Below are 20,955 nucleotides of genomic sequence, written 5' to 3'. Positions count from 1 at the left end.
ATATATGTATAGAATTATGAAATCCCTCGGTCATAAAAAGATAGAAACGACTATCATTTATATGGAGAAGGTGTTGGAGACAGAACAGCATGCTATTCATGAATGGGAAGCGGAGAATTTTAGTGGTTATATCTAAAAATTTTAGATTTGGTTGTTGTTTGTTTGATTAACTAATTTTTCAATAATTAGAGTAAAAAAAAATAGTTGCTCCTATTTCTACATCTATGGAGGTATTCCCGCAGTTCCATCATAGTATATTGTTATTGTTGCCTGTCTTAAGTTTTGTAATTATTTGTAATTCGTTTGCAAAATATATAGGATTTGAAATTATTTAATTCAAAGGAAATCCACTACTTTCTAAATTAATTTTGTGATTTCCATACACCTGCAAATAACATTTTATAGCATGCACGCAATAAAGAAATATATACAACAAATACATCAATTTAGAATTTTAGAAATTAACAGATTATTTATTTCAAATTAATTCTCTAGTATGGCACAATACTTCAAAATTTTAAATGAACAGCAAAATACAGTCTGATAATAGATAAAGAAGCTTCCCTTAGATGTCTATCTCTAAGTCTGAGAGAAACTTAGGAATCCTTTTACCTAGAATATAACTTACTTCATATGACTATAAGCTATTGCATGATGTGTTCAAATTGTTCAGTACTATTTTGCTCCTTGCAAGGCTATATTCGGTTCCCAGAATTTACTGGTATCACTTAACTAAAATATTGATAAAATGAATTGAATTCTTTCTTTTTCGGAGGCAATATGACTGAAATAATAAAGCAGCCTATAACCATTTCGCTTTCACAACTGGCAAATAATCCCTTTTATACTAGTAGTAATTCTTTCAATTGTAGTATTATTTCAAGCTAGAAATGATAAAGGCTCAACAGCAATATATTTATATATAACGGTTTTATATATATTCATTTATCTACTAGTTGGTTATTTTTACATATCGAATTGATACATTGTTACTGCACAAAATCTTTCAAGTATGCAAAACCACTTTTAAAGAGAGTTTACTAAAAAAACACAACTCCTATTATAGGATTTGGCCCGAATGTGAAAGATCAAAAGCATATTTCTACTTAAACTAAAGCTCTCCTTTAGTTTAAGTAACTTTTTCACATACTTTATTATTTAGCTAAATTAAATAGTTTATATAATAAAAAAACAATACTTTGTTAGCAGCCTTTGAAAAAGAGATCTATCCAGGAGAATTACTTCCTTTCTTTTCATCTTTACTTATTACTTCGGCTGTTAGTATGAACTAGCCTGCTAAATAATCTTATAATTAATTGCCCTAGAATATAAATAATTGAAACAAATACAATGGCGGCATCTCTGCCAAAAGGTTTAAACCAACCTCCATCATCATCTATGAAAAAATAGCCAAATATCAAAGAAATAACGGTCATAATAAAATTCAAGCCAATGAACAAAGGCAATTTAATGTTTCTCGATGAAATACCTACAACAATTATGAACACTAGAAATACCTGAAACAAAAAATCAGCTTGTTGCCTAGCAAGATGACAATTAAATTCGTAAAAATGAAATAAGAAAGGAACTGGAAATAAAGACAAAATACTTTTAATAAACCTCTTCAATTTATATATACTCCCATATTATATTGATAACGAAAACCACTCATAAGTGTAATTTTACACTATCGGACATTTTTTTCAATATGTTGTAGTTTTATTTTTTCCAAGGCTACATATACGGTATATAGGACATTCCTGAAGGTTGAACGTTGCATAATGCCAAGGTACGGTGTACACAAAGTTTGTCGTTAACAATAAGCTTAAAAAGAAAAGGCATTACCATGAGTATGTCCTGTAAAGGTACACTCGCTGATAATGCACTTATCGAACAAAAATTTTTCATTAAGAACAACCAAATACTAATTATTTGTAGCCTCTTTTTCTTCTTCTTTTATAAATTCTTCTGTGTTGTTTATGTCTTCCGAATTCAAATCTTCTGCTGATAAGGTTGAACTAGTATTATAACTCGCTGTATTAAATCCAAAATTTATAGCATGTTGATAATTTTCTGATGTCCCAAAAAAGATATCAAACCAATTAGGAGTTACATTTTTTACACACTTAACATCTCCCATATCGTAAACTTGGAAAGTACTTCTTAAACGAGCGTCAGGGAATGGTAATCCGGCCTGTGTTGTAATTATTGTTCCAGCAGGAAATTTTGTACCCGATAATGCATTCCCACACACTTTAGGGCGAACTGCAGCAGTACTATACATAACTGGAACAGTACCATGATAAGTCAGACTACCCTGATCGGCTACATATGCGGTAACTGATTGATTTACATATGTTGCTGCTAAAGTACTTTCTGAAAGTATAGATGCTCCTAAAATAAATAACATTCCTAAAATTATAGGAATCTTTTTCATATTTGATTCCTCCTGTAAAGGTTTATTTTTTTTCAATTCCTCCTAAATACTCTCCGTTTTTAGGATTGAAATAGATTTCTGCTCTCTTGCCTGTTTTTTGACCTCCCACCCCCAAAAATACATTTTTCTCATCTCTTATTAGACGGAAATGATAACCATTCAAAAAATTATCATTTCCTGGTTCTAATTTAAATTCAGATATGGCTTTTTTTACAACCTCGTTACTATCTACTTTTATATCTTCATCTTTAATAGGCAGTTGTTCATCACTATCTATTACATCGTAACTTTTCAGTTTCCCCTTTTCGATAACAAATATGATACTTAGTCTTTTGTTAGGTAAGGTAATATACCCTTGCCAATTTCCTTTTTTTCCATCTGAACCATTTATTTTGCCATCATTCACACTATTCATAAAAATAAGTTCCGAATTTTTATCGTATTCTTTTGCTATGTCCATCCCTATGTCATATGCTTCTAATAAAGTTATTTCCTTATTGGGTAGTGATTCAAAAGAATCCACTTTATAAGAACCTTTCTCTAGTTCAGTTGCAAATAGTTTGTCCCTTATTGTTAATGCTCCGATAATTGATAGTAAGATTATTAGTAAAAGACCTGGAATAATTTTATATTTCACGGATACCCACCTTCACTTTTACTACTTTTAATTGCTATAGTATTTAACATATGATGGAAATTACTATATTATACTTAAAGATAGATAATATATTATTAATTTATATATTTTTATTAACAACCTACTAGATTTGAACAAGCTTAGTATAGCCATATAAATTGTAGTTTAAAAAAAGAATGATTATTTATAATAAAGTTGGATTAAAAATTCTGTGGGCATTGTTTTTGTTCTATAATTCAGAACTTTCCATAAAGAAAGACGCTTTCCTTATTTCAGAAAGTACCCGATTTTTTAATAAACTTATCCACTTATATTTAATTCTCAATGATGCAATATTTAGTTGCATAGATTGAATAAAAATGTTATGGATGTTTAATATTGAATGATATGATATTTGTAGATAGGTGGAGAGTAGGATATGAAAACTAACGACATCGTAATAAGCAAAGTAATTAAATGGTTGAAAGCTGAGGATAAATCATATCAATGGCTAGCTGAACAATTAGGAGTAAGTAAATCACTTGTAGGACTTATGTTAAAAGGAGAACGTACTTTAAAATCAGATCGCATTGAACACTTTGCCAAGATAATGGGGATCACGACAAAAGAATTGGTTCATTCAGATACAATAACGGAAGGCCAATTAACTGTTAACTTGCTAGGTGAATTATCTAATCGTCACTCTAAGAGAGAATTGGATTATTTATTGTTTGCCATCAATGATTATCTTGGATTAAAAGAGCAGGTCCAGTAGCTATCGAGATTAGGGGGACATTCAAGTGGCTATCGTTTTTTGGTAAGATGCTAGTTATAACTGACATAATTCATAGTTCTTCAACCAAAATAAAATAAGGATTCTAATTTGAATAGAGACCCTTTTTCTGGTTGTCACACTATGAGTATGATGCTGTAACCCGTCACACTCAACACCCCCTATCCTCGTAGGTTTTTGGTTGAATCGGCTACACTAAGTTGGACATAAAAAATAAGGGCTAGTACACTTAGACTACCAACTTAAAGGAGCGTGCTACTATGTCACGTCAACGTCGAACTTTTACATCTGAATTTAAATTGCAATTAGTAAAACTTTATGAAAATGGAAAATCCCGTGCAGATATTGCCAGAGAGTACGATATAACGCCTTCGGCTTTAGACCGTTGGATTAAAAACCATCAAGAAACCGGTTCATTCGCTGCCAAAGATAATCCCTCTGAAGAAGATAACGAACTAGCTCGATTACGCAAAGAAAATCAACGTTTACTGATGGAGAATGATATTTTAAAGCAAGCAGCGCTGATCATGGGACGAAAATAGATGTGATTCGAAATAACGCTCACAAATATTCAGTATCAGCAATGTGTGACGTCCTTAATATTCCGAAAAGTACGTATTACTATCATGCCGAAGTTTGTGGCAAACGTGCGCTAAAAACTGAAGATAATGAGATTTCCAAAGAGATTGCTCGTATTTTCAAAGAAAGCCGTAATAATTATGGTACGCGTAAAATCAAGAAAGAACTAAGTAAATTACCAGAGCCAAAACACGTATCACGTCGTCGAATTGGTCGTTTAATGAAAGGTCTTGGACTAGTATCAAACTATACAGTAGCACAGTATAAGGTGCATAACTCAACATGTAATGAAGGGCCGATAAAAAATGAATTACAGCGCCAATTTGAGCAAAAAGAGCCGTTGGCTGTCATCGTGAGTGATTTAACATATGTCCGTGTCGGAACAAAATGGCATTATGGATGCTTATTTGTCGACCTTTTCAATCGTGAAATCATTGGCCGTAGTACTGGTGCAAATAAGACAGCAGAGCTGGTTTATCAAGCACTAGTAAGTATTAGAGGTAACTTGAACGACATACAAATGTTTCATACAGACCGAGGAAAAGAGTTTGATAATAAGCTCATTTCAAAAGCCCTAGAAACATTTGGAATCCAGCGATCCCTGAGCATGAAGGGATGCCCTTATGATAACGCCGTGGCTGAGGCGATGTTTAAGGTATTTAAAACCGAATTCGCTAACGGAGCACATTTCTCTACTCTTGAACAGCTCGCTCTTGAACTTGATGATTATGTTCATTGGTTCAATAACATTCGAATTCACGGGACACTAGGCTATTTACCCCAGTGGAATTCAAGCAACAGACCTTATAATTTTTGTGCAGTTTAGTGTTGACATACCAAACAATGCAACTTAAATGCAAAATCTAAACCTATAATTTTAAAAATATAAATAGTAAAGGGCTGCCACAAATAATCAGCTTTCACTGACTTTTTGGACAACCCTACTTTTTTTATTTTAATTGCATTGTTGTAATGCAAGTGCCATCGCTTTCATAAGTAGAAAATGACGATTTTACAGTTTTGCCTTTGTGCTCCATTTTTATGTTATACGTTTGGTCACGAGGTAGCCATAAATCAATAAATCCATTAGCTAGAGTTTTCATGGTTTCGTTCACTAGCACATTACCTTTTGAGTCTTCAATATAGACAGCTATATCCTTATTAGCCAGCTCTCCTTGGCAACCCGTCAAGCTATGGTTAGTACAAGGGTGAGTTTCATTTATGTAAGGAGCTACAGAAACAAAAAATTCGTCTTCTGGCAAAGCATATGCTGACTCAATTCCTTCTTTATCAGTTACAATCAGCTGGTTTGATGTGATTGAAGCAGATTCGTCTTTTGTTTTGTTCCCGCTATATTCATTCACCAACTCCTTAATATTTTGCATCTCCACTTCTTTTCTAGGGTTATCGTCATTAGTACTCTCTCCATTGCAAGCACCTAGGACAATCGTAGTAAGCAAAGTTACAGCAAAAGCTTTTAATTTCATTTTATTCACCTCTAATTTCCTCATTCTTTCTACTTTGTAAAACGCTGACGACTTATACTATAAACTATAAATAAGAAGAAATTGTGCAGAGGAAAAATAGATTAATGACAAACAGATTTTATTTATTTGAGTATTGGAGACTCAAATCCATTCCAATGAAACAAACGTGACAATGTTGCTGATATATGATTGATTTTTAAAAGTTACAGCAAAAAAATTCTGAATATTTAATATTATAATCCTTTCATAGTTTATAAAGAGTATCTCATGATCATTTCCATTCAAACTCCAATGTTTTTAGTTTTGACTCAAATTCAAAGCCCAATTTTTTTGCTAAACGTTTAGATTCAAGGTTTGTTTCCATCGTTGACCATTGGGGTATTAGTCCATTTTTTATACAATCATCTAAATATGCAGAACACACTAAAGTGGCTAATCCTTTATTCATGTGTTTCTCGTCGTATGTTTCAACACTAATTTCATGTTTATTCTCGTGTACACAGCAAGAAAAACATGCACTTACTATTTTATTATCCCTTATGATACAATATCCCAGTCCATGAGTATTAAAGTCTTCAATTGAATACCAAACCTCTTCTACTACTTCAGAAAGAATCCCATCTGGATCGTTCTTAATGACTTCGGTATCAATTTTTTTTATAAGATAATTATCCGGTAAAGGTTTGTATTGCTCTTTTAAAGAAACGAAAGCCTCAGGATTGAATTGATAATACAGCTCATAATCTGGTTCGTATTCTTTATCATCAATAACATTCTCTAATACTTGTTCCCATATCTCATCTTTTATGACTGCAATAAACCAGGTTCCACCACACGATTCATAAGTATCCATTTTTAATTCCTTATCAAGAAAATCACGTAAAGAATCAATAAACTGTTGATTAGTCGCATTCCCAATAAAAATACTGCTTATTCCTGTTACATCTATTAGTGCTGTATTGGGTTCTTGCGGATTGTCTACATAAATTGTCCCTCTGTTCATACCATTAATTATGGAATTTAATGTTAAATCATTCTTCTGATCAGGTGTTTGTAGTAACCTTTTTATTTTATAATAGTCTCTTTTATCCAATTTATAAATCATAAAACAGCTCAGCTCCTTTCATAATCTAGATAAAATATTTGTTTGTATTTAAATTCCTATAGTTTTTTTAAGAAAAAAATGCTTTATACAGGCGCTATGAAATGACGTAGCGATGGTACATTTTAACTTGAGTGAATGTCTACTTCTCCCTAGAAAAATCCCCTATGCCTACTGATTTTATTTTTTTATCTGTACTAAAGAAATATAGGGTAAAATCCTTAAATTAAGTCCTTCTAACTCTTTTCATTCTAAAAGTTCGGATGTACTATTTAATATTTATTACCATTTTATAACTTTTTATGAAGTAAAGCTAATAACTGCACGTTTTGATTCACCAATAAATGAGGGAACCTTTTCCAGTATTGATTACTTCGGGGCAGGACTATTCTTTACTATGAATGATGCAAACCCAGAATAAAAAAGACGTCAGGTAGACGCCTTTAATGTTTGATCGATATCCTCAATCAACCTATCCACTTGTTCCTTTGTTATCTTTATGACATATAACTCTGTCTTTTCGATTCCATCTTGAATGGCTAGGTGTTCAGGATATTGATAGTTGTTTGATATCTCTTTGTCCATACAATCACCTCTTCAATGATATATATTCGACATAAAGTATAGCAAACCTTCTATAAAAAGGAAAATTCCCAATACTTTCTCACCCTATAAGCATAAGTTTCCACTATTCCTATTAAAACCCAGTCAATTGAAAGAACCAATTCCTTAACGGGGCTATTACTTATCCAATTTTGCCGTTTTTTTAAGATAGAACACCCCAATAGACATAAGGATAATGCCATATACTTTCACCATCCTGTTTCGAATGGCTGTATCCATCGTTGTATTTAGCAGGGCAAGCCCAATACATGTAATGAGCAGGCCAATGAGCATGTGAATGATTCTCATTTTTCTACTCTCCTTTTAATAGGCGATCCCTACTCGACTTTTAACGAATTCCTTACTGAAGATTTGTTGGTAGGCAAAGTAGGCTGTATCGGCTACTGATATTTCACTACCGCCTTCAGGTAAAAAATTGCGCTCCACTCGATAGGTTCCTGTAAATGATCCATCTGGTAAATAGGTTGGACAAACAATCGTCCAATCGACATTGGAAACGCGTAATTGTTCAAAAACGTACTGATGCTCCTTAGCAGCAAACGTAGATTTACGTTTGGATTCCGTTGATTGATATCGAAGAATCGTAGGTGACACTCGACTTTGTAAAATACCCGCAGTGCCAATCGTAATAATTCTCTTTATCTTTTGTTGCTCCATCACCTCAAGTATGAGCGAAATACTAGTAGATAAAGTATCATTCCCATCTGTATTTAATGCACTTACTACTACATCCACATTCACCATAGCCTGTTCGAGATCTTTCTTATTTAAGACATTTCCCTGAAAGATATGTAAGTTCTTATTGTCTAGCTGTAATTTATGGGGATCACGGACAAATGTCGTTACTTCGAGTTGATCTTTTAACGCGAACTCAACAATTTGTCTTCCCACACGTCCTGTTGCACCCAAAACTAATATTTTCATAGACCTTCACCTCTTCATTCCATTATAACATGCCCCCTCTATGCAAAAGAGACACATGCAATATGTGTCTCCCGCTTTCCTTATTTTGTTTCTAATAGCTGAACATTCACTATAAATGCTCCCATATTCTCTTCTTTGGCCAGCTCATGGATAATCGTTTGAATCTCACTTTCTGTGCTTTTTTCTATTTCATTACCATCGTGTAATTGGATGGTGATGATTTGATGGTTAGGAGAATCTACCAAATAGCCTACCGTACTATCTGGTGAATATCCTGCCTTTCGTACCGCTTGTATGATCTTTTGTGTAAAATTAGTCTCTTGTAATTTTTCACTAAACTCTTCCGCATAGGTCGGAGAAGGAGAGAAACTTACGGCTATTGGTAAAGGCTGTTTTTCTACAATCAGCCATGATATCACTACTATAGCGAACATCAGTAAAAAGAAACCTTGTAGCATTCTCTTCATACACTCGCTCCCTTTCACCTTCATATTAACAGGCAGAAATCTAGTATTACCCCCTAAAAACGGTTAGTTATGTACGACAAAGTTTCCATTTTTCTATTCAAAGGGCAAATTACCAAGAACTCTATTTGTTTTGTTCATAGATTAGATGTGTAAGGGTTGCGCGACCAATACTAAAAATTAACCATAAGGGAGATTAAAAGATGCAAGATTGTAGATTTAATCATTATATGAACTGGGGTCAACAAAAAGAGGAATCGAAAAAATGCTGTGAGAAAAAATGTAAGCATACGTGTAAATGCGAACACAAAGATGAAAAATGCCCTGAGAAAGATTGCTGTTCCAAAAACGAATGTAAAGGCTGTATTTGCCATCAATTAAAATGCCTGCCTATTGGCACACTTGTAGACGTCGTGTTAGTAGGTGGTTTTAGCTTAGCTGATGTCTTTTTCATTAGCCTAGATCCTAAAACATGCTGTGCTACATTCTTAGAAGTAGCAGATGTAGGAGCTTCTCCGATTATCATAGATTGCCAACAAATTATTGTCATACGAAGAAGCACAATTGCTTAAAGAATTCTGGAATTGATATTTTCAGATATATGTAAACGGACTATTTATTTGATCTTCTGCCAGGTTAAATCCTGGCAGAATTTATAGTCTTATTCATTAATAATTACTTTGACAATGGGCTCCAGTTTGCCTCGGTACACATCGCCCAAATAATCCACTTCCACTACGACTGCTCTCGGCTCAAAACGCTGGATACACTCAATCAAACGTTTGGTGTTCATTTTTTTCATACGTTGGAAGAGTTTACGAATATCTGACCGAATGCTCCATTCCCGTTGCGGGCAAGAGACCGTAAACGTCGATAAAATAAATGCTACATTTTGTAAAATACCTTCCACTCCCGTAGCTTTTCCATTCACATTACTTAATGCCGTTACTTGATGTGTCATGCTATCAACCTTTCTTCTACGTTCATACTGAAGTTTGTTCTCTTGAAAAAGAGCACTTTGTTATTTATGCTTGTTAGTCAATATTTATGAACGTTACTTTGTTTGTACCCCATAAACTTTTGGATTAAACAAATACTTAGCTGATAGGTATGCTTTAAAGTTTAGCGAGTAAATGCATAATAGAGAACGTAGAGCCAGCTAAAGCAGCCATGAATGATTGCCCATATGATGGAATGATGGACACTCCATGAAATTGTGATCGCTAAAACAGAACCAAAGCCTATACCATTCTTGACGACTGTTTTGTGCTCCATTTTCTTCACCTTCTTTACTTTTTTCATCTCCCCTTCTTGCCGTCTCACCTTATTCCCCTCCTCTATATCTTTGGTTTATGTAACAGCTAACAAGGGCATCCTGAGAAAAAAGGATGTGTGTTGATGAACGTATTCATAATGGTTACCATCATTGTCATACCTGCTCTCATGGTCTATCTTCAGCAAAAAAGTGATAAAATGCGCCTTGTTTTCAATGCATTAGGTGTCGTATCTGCCATTCTTTTTGGCTATATTGCCGCTACTTCTATAACGCAGATTATTCTGGAGGATGTGGTCTTTATGACAACGATTCATGCTGTTTTCCTAAATCCCATTTTTCTACTGACAGGCGCGTATCTAGGTTTATTTTTCATTCAATACATGATCGATATCACAATCCATTTTAGGGCTAAGCGTTAACGATATTAATAAAAATCACAATAGACGCGCCATGTCTGTGCTGTTGGATTATAAAAGAAATAAAAATTGCCATTATCCACAATATTTAGTTGTGCCTTGGCATCTGAGGCAATTTGGAAGACAAAAGGTGTATCTTCACCAAAATCATAGCCACTTTGACAAAAGGTCGGGTAGCCGCCAATTTTGTGTTGCGGATACATCTCTTCAAGGATGTCTTCAAAATAATTAAGGCCGTCTTCATGCTCCAATCTTAGTATGTCCTCTTCTATTTGTGCAGGAATACCCCCGCCATCCCATACTGGATAATCATTGTGAATATGCTCTACCTGCAGAGGAAAGGCTCGAATACGGTCGTGCTGCCAGTCCCGCTGTACTAGGTTTTCTAAGGTGGTGTAGGCTCTTATTTCAAAATAGATGCTCAAATCATCCTCCATAAGATGATCGAAAATATTCTCATGGACAAATAGAGTTACCAATTGAAACGGCTGTAAAGCTTGAGGTACATAGGGCAAATCTTTCAAAAATAATGTAGCGAGCGGTTGAAAATCCGAAGGTCGATCCTCCTCTAGTAAAGACCATCCAACATAGCCAATCCAACTTTCTAAAAGCTCATGGGTTGGACGGAAGCCACCCGTCTGGAATATTGTCGCTTGCTTGGCTAGCTGAGATTGGATATGTTTAATGCTCATGCGCAAGCCCCTGTTGTCGACAGCAGCAATCCGTTATATGATCATTGACCATACCGACAGCCTGCATAAATGAATAACAAATCGTACTACCCACAAATTTAAAGCCGTCCTTCTTCAATTGCTTACTCATCCGATCACTGCGATCTGTTGTCACTGGTACCTCTGCCATAGATGGCCATTCATTTATGATTGGTTGATGATCGACAAACCCCCAAATATATTCAGAAAACGAGTCATATTTTTCTTGTATTTGTAGAAATGCTTTCGCATTCGTCACAACGCTAGCTATTTTTAATTTATTGCGCACAATCCGTGTGTCTTGCTGTAATTCCAAAAGCTTGTCCTCTGAATAAAGGATAATTTTTTTAGCATCGAAATGATCAAATGCCTCTCGATAGCCCTCTCGCTTTTGTAAAATCGTCCACCAGCTAAGTCCTGCCTGTGCTCCCTCTAAACAAAGCATCTCGAATAAATGCTGATCATCATAGACGGGTACTCCCCATTCTTTATCATGGTAATCTACATATAACGGCTGATCTAGCTTGACCCATGAACATCTTTTCACCGTATAACCTCCCACGTTTATGTATTATTTAATGGCCGTAATACATAGCCATCCTTTACTTGTTTTTTCACTTATATATACCGTTTGGAAACCGGTTTGTTTCAATAATTCTTTCATAGCTGCGGGTGTTTGGAAAGCCTCCATATGGTAATTCATTTTGTAGTACTCGGCGATGACAATAAATTTTCCTCCATTTTTCAATACCCTCCATACTTCCCCAACATCATGTTCCAATGATGGCCAAAAATAATGGGTTTGAAAAGCTGTAATGGCATCAAAAAATTGGTCCTCATATGGTATTTGAGACACACTTGCCTCCTTAACAATCATACTGCCACTTGCGACATTCGCTTCATTCATTTTGATGGATTCCTTTACGGCCTGTGCAGAAATATCGATCCCATAAATTATACCATTGGGATTCAATTTCGATAAATTTCTGAGTGTTTTCCCTCCGCCACAGCCAATATCTAACACACGGTCCCCATCATTGATGGCACCTTGCCGGAAAAACCAGCTATTCATGCCACGATGAGTGATATTCATGATACGTAGCATCCATGAACCCATCCATCCTTTTGGATTTTTTGCCTGTTCAATTAACGATTGTAATAATGACATATCGGTTCCCCTCTCATCAAAATCGATGTGGATTTTATCCTTTTTTTACATGTATACCCTGTATATAATAATAGAAAGCACATCAACGACAGAAACTCTTACTAGTTTGTACGTGCAAAAATGATTTTTGTTTCGTTTTCGAATGAATAGGATGGAGGGACTTTGAATGATTCAACAAGCAGAGCAACAGGATGCCCTGGCAGCTGCCACATTAGCTTTATTGCTGTGGCCTAATCATACAGTAGAGGAATTTACTGAAAGCATGACACATTTATTAAAGGATGACCATGCAGTCATTTTCTTAGCCTACGACCATGACAAGGCGATTGGCTTTGCCCAATGTCAGCTGAGAACAGATTATGTAGAGGGTACGGACTCTAGTCCAGTCGGCTATTTAGAAGGATTATTCGTCATGGATAACTATCGACAGCAAGGCTATGCTAGACAGCTTGTAGCACATTGTGAACAATGGGCCAAGCATATGGGATGCTCAGAATTTGCAAGCGATTGTGAATGGGACAATACAGAAAGTTTACAAGTACATTTACAGCTTGGTTTTACGGAAGCGAATCGAATCATTTGTTTTACAAAAAAATTATAAAAAATGTGATAAAAAAATCACAAGTGCTTCGAATCCTGCACTTGTGATTTTTTGCATCTATATATATATAGGTTAATTTAAATATGTATGGTTAGAAATATTACGTTCGCGCTCATCGATAATTAAATGGATCAATAATGCAAGCTGTTGTTCTATTCGCATATTGTTTAGATGTAAGATATCAGCAATCGCACTTTTATGCTTCTCTGCTAATTCAATTTCCTCTAACTTTAAAAGAATTTCCTCTTTTGTCAGCCCAAACATCTCTTATCACCCCCACTCCTTTTTTATTATTATTTTAAACAAATTAAACACACTTCACAAATAACATATAATCATCTTATATATGAACCATTTTTACTAATTATAGGCTAATTCACCGAAACTAATCAATCTATTATCTAAAATTTCTTAATATTTTTTTTACATCAATTCCAAACTTTATTATTCAAAAAATAACATTTGCAAGAAAATATACCATTTTACTTCTTGTTTTTTTGGAAAATTGCAGTAATTGAAAAGAAGTTGTCTATACCATTATAAAAATAATCAGTCAGTTTGTCGAATAATAGAGTTTTCGCTGCCTATTTATCTCATCGTTTTTGACCCAAACATATTACTTTACCCATAAATATAAAGTTGAAACCTTCTGATGCCTACCGCAAAAAAAGTAATTTCAAAATTGAAACTACTTGTCTTAGTTGTATAATCGGTTATTAAATTATTTTTTTAATATCATTTTTCAGCATTTTTATATGGTTCTCATCATTTGTTTGAACCATCTCTATTTGTGATACTCTTGATGTCGTGTCTTGATGCCAAGTTGTTGTCTGAACATGCTTTTGCACATATAACTGACTGTTTTCCTGTACCACCGCAGGAGCTTTCACTGCACTTAAATCTGTATCACGTATTTCTAATAAAGATTGATTGGACAAAGCTAAAAATGGGCGTGCTGCTTCGCCTACTTGACAATGTTCAATACGTCCCATTGAACGATCAGACCATATCATCGCATACGTGCTATCCTGACAGTCTTTGAAATGGCTGTTGGCTACTTCAAAAATGGCATCGATACATGTAATCCCGTTGCCTTTCATTTGTTCAAACGTACAATGCTGTGTAAACAAACGGGCATTGTTCAAATATACATGTTGCTTTTCTAGCTCTCGAATGTTTGTATGGTGAAGCATAATTTTGGCATGATCATTGCCATAAATACCACCTGATTGCCCAAATTGAATAGTCGTTTGATGGAGCTGTAGCCCACTTGCATCCACAATGATATGAAATTGCTGATGGTTTTGGATTTGACATTCGGTCATCGAAACATCAGCTTCATCTACGATGGTCATACCAACAGCCATTCCATTACGTACATGACATTTGCGAAACTCTGCCTTGCTATTCTCTATCAGCATTTGTGCTTTCACATGACGATTAAACTGACAATCGTAGAATTGAGCTTCTGTTTTTTCTCCCAGGTACAGCCCGAGTCCTTGGCCATCTGAAAATATAGAATCAGATACCATTACCTCACTACGGTGGACGATCATATTCGTGTCATGATGATTCTTGATTTCACAGCCATCCATACGTAAAATCGTATCATCAAATAGCTGTATACCAACCCCCTGTCCTTGGTGAATAAGGCAATTGGTGATTGCCAGCTCACTAGACGCCGCTACAATTTGCTCCTTTTCATGACCATGAACTTCACAATCCTCCATGACCATCTTCACATGACGAATCGCAAAAATACCATGTTTCTTCCCTTCGAGCAGCAGACAATTGCTTAATGCCATCTCACAGTTTTGCGCAATAATTTGAGCTTTCACATGATGCTCAAGTGTTGTATCAACGAGAATAACACTGGAACCATTAGCAACACGTAGACCAAAATGATTGAGCGGTGTAGCAAGCACAGCACAATTTTTCATCAGCAAACTACCATAGCTTACCATAATCTGCGTGCGAATCAATTGCTCCTCAATAATACAATTTTCTAACTGTAAATCTCCTTTTACATAAAGTCCCTGCCCTTGGCGAAAACGTAAATTACGCATATCTACATGGGTCTGGTAGCGAATAAAAACACCACCTTTAATTGTAACATTGCCAACTCCATACAATGTCAGCCGCTTGGAAATATCCAAGCTCTCCTCATAAATACCATCTCGAATTTCTATCATATCCCCAGGCATAGCCTCTTCAATTGCCTGCCCAATGCTTTGGTACCGATGCATAATACTTCTCTTTACTACAAGCGTTGCCATTTACACACTCCTCAGCCTAAAAATGATCGTATCCTATTTATATACCGAACAGGCTTGTGGTTATTCAATTTTGTGTAAAATTACTGGATTATGCATGTATTCGTTTGTGAGGAATGAAGATTTTATGACGGTTCATGGCCGTCCTGACACGCCTCCATGTATACGTATATGAGGTGAATCAAAAAAAAACCAACAAAGGATGATTCCATCTTTGTTGGTTCTTATTACTCTCAATTATTTTTTTCTTTTCACAAAAACAAAGGCAAAAATAGCCGCGAGCACGACTAGGATAGCAATGATCCACACTGTGCTTGAGTTAGATGATGTTGTTTCATCAGTTTGCTGCTCTTCTCTTGGTGTGGCATTCGAAGACTGTACTTCTTTCGTGTCATCTGCTGCTACCTGAGCAGAGCTGATTTGCACATATTGAAGTGTGGCTGCATTGGATGCCGGTGCATCATGGCCGTCTCCATGACCTTCTTCATGATCACCTTGTCCTTCTTGATTGTCATCATGTCCATGATGGTGATCTCCAGCTGTCGTAAAAATAGAACGTTCTAGCTGTTGACCTACCCAGCTTTTAGCATCCGTTGATTCTGCAAAAATGCGAGGGTGTCCTGACAGCATATACGTTTTACCGTTGATGATAATGCCCGTTTCATCACCTGTCACGACATCTTCAATAGTGCCAGTTGGACCTTCGGCAAAGCCACCCATTTGAAGAAGCGTATGACCGCCCATATCAACATCTAGGTGTTCCGTTAAGAAGGTAATATACTCCTCTTTCGTCATTGTCGCATCTGGGTTCTCTACTTCAAGTTTATGATGAAAAAGTGCTGTATTTATTTCCTTGTATGTAAGGTCGCCCTCTAAAGAAGAAATGTATTCTTCTTTTTGTGCTGCTTGTGCTAATTCATCCACTGTTGCTCCTTCAAGTCCAAAGAAGCCACCTACCCAGCTTGCAAAATCTTTGCGTGATAAGTTGTCAGTTGGGTTTAAGGCCATATCTTTGCCATTATACCCAAGGAGCCCAATACTATGTAACACCAATATGTCCTTAATAGTTGAAGTTGTTTCAGGGACATCCGTAAATAGTGTACTTTTATCCATCGTATGGGCGTAGGCAGCAGGTGCCATGAATAAAGTACTCATTAGTAATAAAAGTAAATATTTTCTCAAAATGATTCCACCTTCCAATACATTAGTATACAGCGTAAATGTGATGGAAGTTTGAAATTAACGGGTCAAATCGTTACAGTTTAAATCGGCGTATTAAACTATTTAATTGCTCGGCCATCTCTGCTAGATGCTCAGCACTATGTTTAATTTCTTCCATAGAGCTAGCGGACTGTTCAATTGTGGCAGAGGTCTCCTGTATGCCTGCCGCTGACTGCTCAGAAATAGCTGCCATTTCATCTATGGACTTATTAATCGTGACAGTATTGTGAACGACATCATCTAGCCCAGAGGACATCCCCTCAATATTTGTAGTAATGGCCTCAATTGCGTCGGCAATATGATGGAACGTTGCATTGGTCGTTGTAATTTTCAATGCCCCTTTCTCCACTTCACTATAGCCCTGCTCAAGAGAAGCGGTCACTCTATTGGAACCATCCTGAATGTTACGGACGATACCTGTAATATCTTCCACAGAATATGACACTTGCTTGGCTAATTTTCGGACCTCATTGGCCACTACGGCAAATCCTTTGCCTTGTTCCCCCGCTCTGGCTGCTTCAATTGCTGCGTTCAATGCTAGTAAATTTGTTTGTGCCGCAATGGTTTGAATGACCGTGACAAGCTTTGAGATTTCTTGTGTTTGCTTGCTTAATCCATCAACCTGATCTACTGCATCCTTCACAATATCTTGAATGGCTCCCATCTGCTTAGTAGAGGAGGACATTAAGTCCCGTCCCTCCCTTGTTAAAGCTATAACATCCTGAGAATAGTGCTGAACGTCTTTATTGCTTTGATGAACAGAGGTTACTTTTCCTGCAAAGTCATTCATGGAAGTCGCAACATCTGTCGTGTGGCTGGCTAGCTCATCCGTCCCACTTGCAATCTCTGTCATCGTATGGGCGATTTGGTCTGTCCCCGTCTTTACTTCTGATGTTGATTGCAATAGCTCCTCACTATGGGCCGCTACGTCATTCGATACCGTTTGAATATGCTTCAATAAGCGATTCAAAATATCCGCCATCGTATTGGTTGCCTCCATTAGCTGGCCCACTTCGTCTTTCGATTGAATCTTTAAAGGAGGACCGCTTAAATCACCATTCGTCATTCGTTGCATTCGCTCCGTTAATGTCATAATAGGTCTTGATATACCGCGGGCACTCAATAGCTCAACAATAATCGCTATGACAAAAATGAGTATACCTACGACGATGCCAATAAGCTGCTTATTCTCCCCAGCAACTATCATGTCAGCGCCTACCTCATTGATCGCTTGCTTGCGTTGCTCTGCTAAACCTTCATAGCCTTCACGAATGGTTGTGGCTGTTGCATCCATTTTTGTGATGTTTTGAATCGCGAGCTCCGCATTACCTTGATCATAAACAGCAAATACTTGTTGTTCAATATAGCGATTCCATTCCTTCGCCATTTCTGCAAGTTTGCTGAAATCTTCAGAGCTTGTCATGGCTAATCGTTGTTTTTCGTTGCTCGCTGCACGCGCTACATTATCTTGAAAAATAGCTTTATACTTTTCATCGCCAGACAATACATAGCCTCTAGCAGCAGCTATTCTTACATCGATGGTTTGCGCTTGTCCGTAATCTGTCGTTAATAGCTGTAATTCTTGCTCAACAATTTGTTCTGTTGCATGGTTACTTTGCTTAATAGCAAAATAGTTGTACACGATATATAACGCCATGATCGTAATAACAATGCTAAAGGAAAAAACAATTCTTCTACTAATCGTTTTGAATGACATGTGCAAAAACCCCTTATTTTCCGAATCTATTCCATAAAAAGTAATCTACCATTTTCAAAGAAAGATTGGTGGCTTTAGGAATTTTTGCTATATTTCCAGAAATAACTTGGTCAATTTTGTGTATTTTATAGCATCTTCCATCATGAGTAATTTGCCCTAATCAATCCCAAGCATGAAACATGACGTCACCAATAGTTTCACTTTTGAAATAGGCAATGTTCTTCCACTCCATAGCAGATAAACTATGCAAGGCTCGGTCTTTTTCCAGTAACGTATTTAGCGTTGCTGCTTCCAAACATTTTCGCATTGGAAAATATTTGTGTAGCTGTGGTCTCGATAAAAAGGCAAAGCTAAGCTCTTCATCCAATTTTGCAAAGGCAATATACGGCATCCAGCGATGGTGAAGAATGGTCACCATTTCCCCATCTATTTCCACTAGTGCTTGCATATAGACAAAATGCGGTCGATCGATAAAATGTCGTACTTTCGCTCGCTGTTCACTTGTTGCTAAATGGTACACCATCGATTGAAACATGCGCACATCTTGTTCGATTAAATGGTCAGCATCAAAACCAGTAATTCCTTTTGTTAATCGCATCCAATCACTCCTTCATGTTTGTCACTCTATGGACCTTCTATTTTAACTAGTCCTATTCCTTCCAAATCGTTCAAATTAATTAATTTACTCAAAATAGCAATCGTAAAGTGAATGAGATAAGCAAGATATAATAGAAAGCGGTATTTCTTTGCGATAGATTGGTTGTTTTACTTGGCAAGTAGCTAGATAGTAAATAAATGTATTTATTGTGTATAATTAACATACAACAAAAGTGAGGTGAGGATTTGTCAAATCTTCAATTTTTAATGTTGATGTTTATTTTATTGATAGTGATTGTTAGTTTAATTAAAAATAAAAACGCACCCCGGTTTGCTGGGGTGCATCTACATAATTTTAGCCTACTACTTCTTGGTATTCAGGATGCTTTTCAAACTCAGCTTTTGCGAAGGGACATAATGGGATAACTAGTAACTTTTCTTTTTTCGCATAGGCAACAGCCGCTTTAACTAATTGCTGTCCAATATTTTGACCTCTTAGATGCTCGCCTACATGTGTATGATCGAGAATGATTCGACTTTCCCCTACACGAACGAAATGCACCTCTGCCTCACTATTTTCCTCGTTTCCGATATAAAAGGATTGGTTACCTTGTTTAATTTCCATGACATAATGCTCCTTTTAAATTTTGTATTTTAATGCGCCACTTGGACATCGATTGATAACTTCTGATACATGTTTGGCCGCTGCTTCATCTGGTGCGATCCATGGCTTTGCTTTGACATTAAACACCTCTGGCAAGCCCTTTACACATTCAGCCGCATGTTGACACATGTCCTTATCGAAATAAACGGTTATCTCTTCTCCTCTATATTCACGGTACCCCATACCTAACACGTCCCTCATTGTAAGATTATTATTCTATTGGTGTTAATTTTTCTTCAATTTCCTGCCGCCGTTCTTCTAAAAATGGTGGTAAATCTAAATGTGTTCCTAAATCCTCCACAGCCGTATCCACGGTAAAGCCTGGTCCATCTGTCGCTAGTTCAACTATTATGCCGTGTGTTTCTTTCATATAAATACTTGAAAAATAGTATCGATCCGCTTTTTTTATAATAGGAAAACCAAAGTCTTTTATTCGCTGTTCCCATTGCTCAAGCTCTTCCTTATCGTTCACGCGGATAGCTAAATGGTGAACACTACCTCTTCCTGGTTTTTCTTTAGGACCCTCTTGCTCGACAATGATAATCTGTCCTTGCAATTGGTCTTCCTCCACTTGAAAAACAGCTTCAGTTTCAGTTTTTGATCGTTCTTTGTAGCCAAATAATTGTACGATGGTTTTCGCAGCATTCTCTAAAGAGCTTACAGTTAATTCCACTGAGCCCATTCCTAAAATTTGATGAGCCATCTCTACGGATGAATCTTGCCACTTTGTCCATTCTTGTGGAATAGGCTTGTCCTGATTATTTAATAACACTAGACGTAGACCGTCTGGGTCCTCAAAATAGATCGCATCCGTGTCACCATATGTTGTGATCTCGCTGTGCTCCATCTGAAATTCATCCAATCGATTTTCCCAGTACATTAAGCTGTCGAAAGAAGGAATGAGTAAACCAATTCTTGTAATCGCATCAGTTCCGCGATGTGTACGCCCGGCGTGCGCTAATTCAAAAAATGTTAAGCCTGTACCAGGACTACCTGTCAAATCACCGTAAAATAAATGATACATACTGGGATCATCTTGGTTAACTGTCTTTTTCACGCGGCGAAGTCCTAAAATATGATGGTAAAACTGATGATTTTCATGAGCATTTTTCGTAATCATTGAAATATGATGGTGTCCTGTGATCTTTAACATCGAATATTCTCCTATCCGCTATGCTTTTAAAAGAAGACTTGTTCAACTGCGAAAACATGCTTGTGTTTGTCTTAAGAACTATGACAAAATCATTATCTCGAATTAATATATCTCTAATTCGAGATAATAATAA

26 protein-coding genes and 1 pseudogene are annotated in these 20,955 nt (G+C 36.3%); 6 read left to right on the top strand and 21 right to left on the bottom strand.

The genetic code is table 11. The features are described 5' to 3' along the window. Positions 1–4 precede the first annotated feature (4 nt). On the top strand, positions 5–136 hold the full coding sequence (locus AC1Q6O_RS08240) for a hypothetical protein (RefSeq protein ID WP_258954896.1): 132 nt from the start codon (positions 5–7) through the stop codon (positions 134–136). Between the two features lie 1,788 nt (positions 137–1,924). Here the strand turns inward: AC1Q6O_RS08240 and AC1Q6O_RS08235 are convergent. Continuing rightward, a complete protein-coding gene (locus AC1Q6O_RS08235; protein ID WP_139150934.1) occupies positions 1,925–2,437 on the bottom strand; it encodes a DUF8837 domain-containing protein in 513 nt (170 codons plus the stop codon). 22 nt (positions 2,438–2,459) lie between these two features. Then, positions 2,460–3,074 carry a hypothetical protein gene (locus AC1Q6O_RS08230; protein WP_089984715.1) on the bottom strand — a complete coding sequence of 205 codons (615 nt, stop codon included), beginning with the start codon at positions 3,072–3,074 and terminating at the stop codon, positions 2,460–2,462. A 418-nt stretch (positions 3,075–3,492) separates the two neighbouring features. Between AC1Q6O_RS08230 and AC1Q6O_RS08225 the strand changes: the two genes are divergently transcribed. Next, on the top strand, positions 3,493–3,828 hold the full coding sequence (locus tag AC1Q6O_RS08225) for a helix-turn-helix domain-containing protein (RefSeq protein WP_089984717.1): 336 nt from the start codon (positions 3,493–3,495) through the stop codon (positions 3,826–3,828). A 278-nt stretch (positions 3,829–4,106) separates the two neighbouring features. Continuing rightward, positions 4,107–5,235, top strand: a pseudogene (locus AC1Q6O_RS08220) (IS3 family transposase). A gap of 140 nt (positions 5,236–5,375) precedes the next feature. On the opposite strand, the gene AC1Q6O_RS08215 reads toward AC1Q6O_RS08220, so the two are convergent. The 6 genes from AC1Q6O_RS08215 to AC1Q6O_RS08190 form a co-directional block, all read right to left on the bottom strand. Next, complete coding sequence (locus tag AC1Q6O_RS08215) at positions 5,376–5,912, bottom strand: CueP family metal-binding protein (protein ID WP_170844062.1); 537 nt, start codon at positions 5,910–5,912, stop codon at positions 5,376–5,378. Between the two features lie 271 nt (positions 5,913–6,183). Beyond that, positions 6,184–7,017 carry a GNAT family N-acetyltransferase gene (locus AC1Q6O_RS08210; RefSeq protein WP_239355052.1) on the bottom strand — a complete coding sequence of 278 codons (834 nt, stop codon included), beginning with the start codon at positions 7,015–7,017 and terminating at the stop codon, positions 6,184–6,186. A 426-nt stretch (positions 7,018–7,443) separates the two neighbouring features. Next, entirely contained in the window at positions 7,444–7,599 is a 156-nt protein-coding gene (locus AC1Q6O_RS08205) for a hypothetical protein (RefSeq protein ID WP_008179775.1), read from the bottom strand. Positions 7,600–7,755: 156 nt separating this feature from the next. Then, entirely contained in the window at positions 7,756–7,926 is a 171-nt protein-coding gene (locus AC1Q6O_RS08200) for a hypothetical protein (protein WP_492401043.1), read from the bottom strand. 15 nt (positions 7,927–7,941) lie between these two features. Further along, entirely contained in the window at positions 7,942–8,562 is a 621-nt protein-coding gene (locus AC1Q6O_RS08195) for an NAD(P)-dependent oxidoreductase (protein WP_008179778.1), read from the bottom strand. Between the two features lie 80 nt (positions 8,563–8,642). After that, positions 8,643–9,029 carry a hypothetical protein gene (locus AC1Q6O_RS08190; protein WP_089984727.1) on the bottom strand — a complete coding sequence of 129 codons (387 nt, stop codon included), beginning with the start codon at positions 9,027–9,029 and terminating at the stop codon, positions 8,643–8,645. 200 nt (positions 9,030–9,229) lie between these two features. Here AC1Q6O_RS08190 and AC1Q6O_RS08185 point away from each other — a divergent pair, with 200 nt between their 5' ends. Continuing rightward, complete coding sequence (locus tag AC1Q6O_RS08185) at positions 9,230–9,598, top strand: hypothetical protein (protein ID WP_089984729.1); 369 nt, start codon at positions 9,230–9,232, stop codon at positions 9,596–9,598. An 89-nt stretch (positions 9,599–9,687) separates the two neighbouring features. On the opposite strand, the gene AC1Q6O_RS08180 is transcribed toward AC1Q6O_RS08185, so the two are convergent. Together AC1Q6O_RS08180 and AC1Q6O_RS08175 are read right to left on the bottom strand one after the other, a co-directional pair. After that, entirely contained in the window at positions 9,688–9,987 is a 300-nt protein-coding gene (locus tag AC1Q6O_RS08180) for a hypothetical protein (RefSeq protein ID WP_008179784.1), read from the bottom strand. A gap of 161 nt (positions 9,988–10,148) precedes the next feature. Continuing rightward, positions 10,149–10,349, bottom strand: a complete 201-nt coding sequence (locus AC1Q6O_RS08175; RefSeq protein WP_043990650.1) for a hypothetical protein — start codon at positions 10,347–10,349, stop codon at positions 10,149–10,151. Positions 10,350–10,424: 75 nt separating this feature from the next. Here AC1Q6O_RS08175 and AC1Q6O_RS08170 point away from each other — a divergent pair, with 75 nt between their 5' ends. Further along, entirely contained in the window at positions 10,425–10,721 is a 297-nt protein-coding gene (locus AC1Q6O_RS08170) for a hypothetical protein (protein ID WP_008179789.1), read from the top strand. Between the two features lie 5 nt (positions 10,722–10,726). On the opposite strand, the gene AC1Q6O_RS08165 is transcribed toward AC1Q6O_RS08170, so the two are convergent. The 3 genes from AC1Q6O_RS08165 to AC1Q6O_RS08155 are packed head-to-tail and all read right to left on the bottom strand — an operon-like array spanning position 10,727 to position 12,596. Next, the gene (locus tag AC1Q6O_RS08165; protein ID WP_090001699.1) at positions 10,727–11,410 is read right to left on the bottom strand and encodes a DUF1963 domain-containing protein; all 684 of its coding nucleotides are present in this window, start codon (positions 11,408–11,410) and stop codon (positions 10,727–10,729) included. Next, a complete protein-coding gene (locus tag AC1Q6O_RS08160; RefSeq protein WP_090001701.1) occupies positions 11,400–11,975 on the bottom strand; it encodes a DNA-3-methyladenine glycosylase I in 576 nt (191 codons plus the stop codon). The genes AC1Q6O_RS08165 and AC1Q6O_RS08160 overlap by 11 nt, the downstream gene beginning before the upstream one ends. A gap of 24 nt (positions 11,976–11,999) precedes the next feature. Beyond that, the gene (locus AC1Q6O_RS08155; protein WP_492401042.1) at positions 12,000–12,596 is read right to left on the bottom strand and encodes a class I SAM-dependent methyltransferase; all 597 of its coding nucleotides are present in this window, start codon (positions 12,594–12,596) and stop codon (positions 12,000–12,002) included. A gap of 166 nt (positions 12,597–12,762) precedes the next feature. On the opposite strand from AC1Q6O_RS08155, the gene aac(6') reads away from it, so the two are divergent. Beyond that, on the top strand, positions 12,763–13,197 hold the full coding sequence (gene aac(6'), locus AC1Q6O_RS08150; protein WP_008179797.1) for an aminoglycoside 6'-N-acetyltransferase: 435 nt from the start codon (positions 12,763–12,765) through the stop codon (positions 13,195–13,197). Between the two features lie 72 nt (positions 13,198–13,269). Here the strand turns inward: aac(6') and AC1Q6O_RS08145 are convergent, their stop codons facing one another. The 8 genes from AC1Q6O_RS08145 to AC1Q6O_RS08110 form a co-directional block, all read right to left on the bottom strand. Then, the gene (locus AC1Q6O_RS08145) at positions 13,270–13,461 is read right to left on the bottom strand and encodes a hypothetical protein (protein ID WP_008179801.1); all 192 of its coding nucleotides are present in this window, start codon (positions 13,459–13,461) and stop codon (positions 13,270–13,272) included. A gap of 452 nt (positions 13,462–13,913) precedes the next feature. Continuing rightward, a complete protein-coding gene (locus tag AC1Q6O_RS08140) occupies positions 13,914–15,473 on the bottom strand; it encodes a right-handed parallel beta-helix repeat-containing protein (protein WP_239355050.1) in 1,560 nt (519 codons plus the stop codon). A 234-nt stretch (positions 15,474–15,707) separates the two neighbouring features. Beyond that, a complete protein-coding gene (locus tag AC1Q6O_RS08135) occupies positions 15,708–16,652 on the bottom strand; it encodes a hypothetical protein (RefSeq protein ID WP_492401041.1) in 945 nt (314 codons plus the stop codon). 73 nt (positions 16,653–16,725) lie between these two features. Continuing rightward, a complete protein-coding gene (locus AC1Q6O_RS08130; protein WP_492401040.1) occupies positions 16,726–18,408 on the bottom strand; it encodes a methyl-accepting chemotaxis protein in 1,683 nt (560 codons plus the stop codon). Between the two features lie 160 nt (positions 18,409–18,568). Beyond that, positions 18,569–19,006 (bottom strand): hypothetical protein, encoded by a 438-nt coding sequence (locus tag AC1Q6O_RS08125; RefSeq protein ID WP_089984752.1) that lies wholly within the window; start codon positions 19,004–19,006, stop codon positions 18,569–18,571. Between the two features lie 354 nt (positions 19,007–19,360). Next, on the bottom strand, positions 19,361–19,630 hold the full coding sequence (locus AC1Q6O_RS08120) for a GNAT family N-acetyltransferase (protein ID WP_089984755.1): 270 nt from the start codon (positions 19,628–19,630) through the stop codon (positions 19,361–19,363). Between the two features lie 15 nt (positions 19,631–19,645). Then, positions 19,646–19,852 (bottom strand): (4Fe-4S)-binding protein, encoded by a 207-nt coding sequence (locus AC1Q6O_RS08115; RefSeq protein ID WP_276526269.1) that lies wholly within the window; start codon positions 19,850–19,852, stop codon positions 19,646–19,648. A gap of 28 nt (positions 19,853–19,880) precedes the next feature. Then, positions 19,881–20,822: a VOC family protein gene (locus AC1Q6O_RS08110; RefSeq protein ID WP_427071676.1), complete on the bottom strand. Its 942-nt coding sequence runs from the start codon at positions 20,820–20,822 to the stop codon at positions 19,881–19,883. Positions 20,823–20,955 lie beyond the last annotated feature (133 nt).

The organism is Lysinibacillus sp. GW823-FHT06C08, assembly GCF_058795135.1.
The sequence above is the reverse complement of the archived record's forward strand: the minus strand, read 5'-3'. Positions and strand labels throughout refer to the sequence as shown.

What these genes read in the sequence shown, in the direction of transcription:
- AC1Q6O_RS08240 (WP_258954896.1), top strand. Translation starts at nt 5, where the DNA reads ATGTATAGAATTATGAAATCCCTCGGTCATAAAAAGATAGAAACGACT.
- AC1Q6O_RS08235 (WP_139150934.1), bottom strand. Translation starts at nt 2,437, where the DNA reads ATGAAAAAGATTCCTATAATTTTAGGAATGTTATTTATTTTAGGAGCA.
- AC1Q6O_RS08225 (WP_089984717.1), top strand. Translation starts at nt 3,493, where the DNA reads ATGAAAACTAACGACATCGTAATAAGCAAAGTAATTAAATGGTTGAAA.
- AC1Q6O_RS08215 (WP_170844062.1), bottom strand. Translation starts at nt 5,912, where the DNA reads ATGAAATTAAAAGCTTTTGCTGTAACTTTGCTTACTACGATTGTCCTA.
- AC1Q6O_RS08210 (WP_239355052.1), bottom strand. Translation starts at nt 7,017, where the DNA reads ATGATTTATAAATTGGATAAAAGAGACTATTATAAAATAAAAAGGTTA.
- AC1Q6O_RS08205 (WP_008179775.1), bottom strand. Translation starts at nt 7,599, where the DNA reads ATGGACAAAGAGATATCAAACAACTATCAATATCCTGAACACCTAGCC.
- AC1Q6O_RS08200 (WP_492401043.1), bottom strand. Translation starts at nt 7,926, where the DNA reads ATGAGAATCATTCACATGCTCATTGGCCTGCTCATTACATGTATTGGG.
- AC1Q6O_RS08195 (WP_008179778.1), bottom strand. Translation starts at nt 8,562, where the DNA reads ATGAAAATATTAGTTTTGGGTGCAACAGGACGTGTGGGAAGACAAATT.
- AC1Q6O_RS08190 (WP_089984727.1), bottom strand. Translation starts at nt 9,029, where the DNA reads ATGAAGAGAATGCTACAAGGTTTCTTTTTACTGATGTTCGCTATAGTA.
- AC1Q6O_RS08185 (WP_089984729.1), top strand. Translation starts at nt 9,230, where the DNA reads ATGCAAGATTGTAGATTTAATCATTATATGAACTGGGGTCAACAAAAA.
- AC1Q6O_RS08180 (WP_008179784.1), bottom strand. Translation starts at nt 9,987, where the DNA reads ATGACACATCAAGTAACGGCATTAAGTAATGTGAATGGAAAAGCTACG.
- AC1Q6O_RS08170 (WP_008179789.1), top strand. Translation starts at nt 10,425, where the DNA reads ATGAACGTATTCATAATGGTTACCATCATTGTCATACCTGCTCTCATG.
- AC1Q6O_RS08165 (WP_090001699.1), bottom strand. Translation starts at nt 11,410, where the DNA reads ATGAGCATTAAACATATCCAATCTCAGCTAGCCAAGCAAGCGACAATA.
- AC1Q6O_RS08155 (WP_492401042.1), bottom strand. Translation starts at nt 12,596, where the DNA reads ATGTCATTATTACAATCGTTAATTGAACAGGCAAAAAATCCAAAAGGA.
- AC1Q6O_RS08145 (WP_008179801.1), bottom strand. Translation starts at nt 13,461, where the DNA reads ATGTTTGGGCTGACAAAAGAGGAAATTCTTTTAAAGTTAGAGGAAATT.
- AC1Q6O_RS08140 (WP_239355050.1), bottom strand. Translation starts at nt 15,473, where the DNA reads ATGGCAACGCTTGTAGTAAAGAGAAGTATTATGCATCGGTACCAAAGC.
- AC1Q6O_RS08130 (WP_492401040.1), bottom strand. Translation starts at nt 18,408, where the DNA reads ATGTCATTCAAAACGATTAGTAGAAGAATTGTTTTTTCCTTTAGCATT.
- AC1Q6O_RS08125 (WP_089984752.1), bottom strand. Translation starts at nt 19,006, where the DNA reads ATGCGATTAACAAAAGGAATTACTGGTTTTGATGCTGACCATTTAATC.
- AC1Q6O_RS08120 (WP_089984755.1), bottom strand. Translation starts at nt 19,630, where the DNA reads ATGGAAATTAAACAAGGTAACCAATCCTTTTATATCGGAAACGAGGAA.
- AC1Q6O_RS08115 (WP_276526269.1), bottom strand. Translation starts at nt 19,852, where the DNA reads ATGGGGTACCGTGAATATAGAGGAGAAGAGATAACCGTTTATTTCGAT.
- AC1Q6O_RS08110 (WP_427071676.1), bottom strand. Translation starts at nt 20,822, where the DNA reads ATGTTAAAGATCACAGGACACCATCATATTTCAATGATTACGAAAAAT.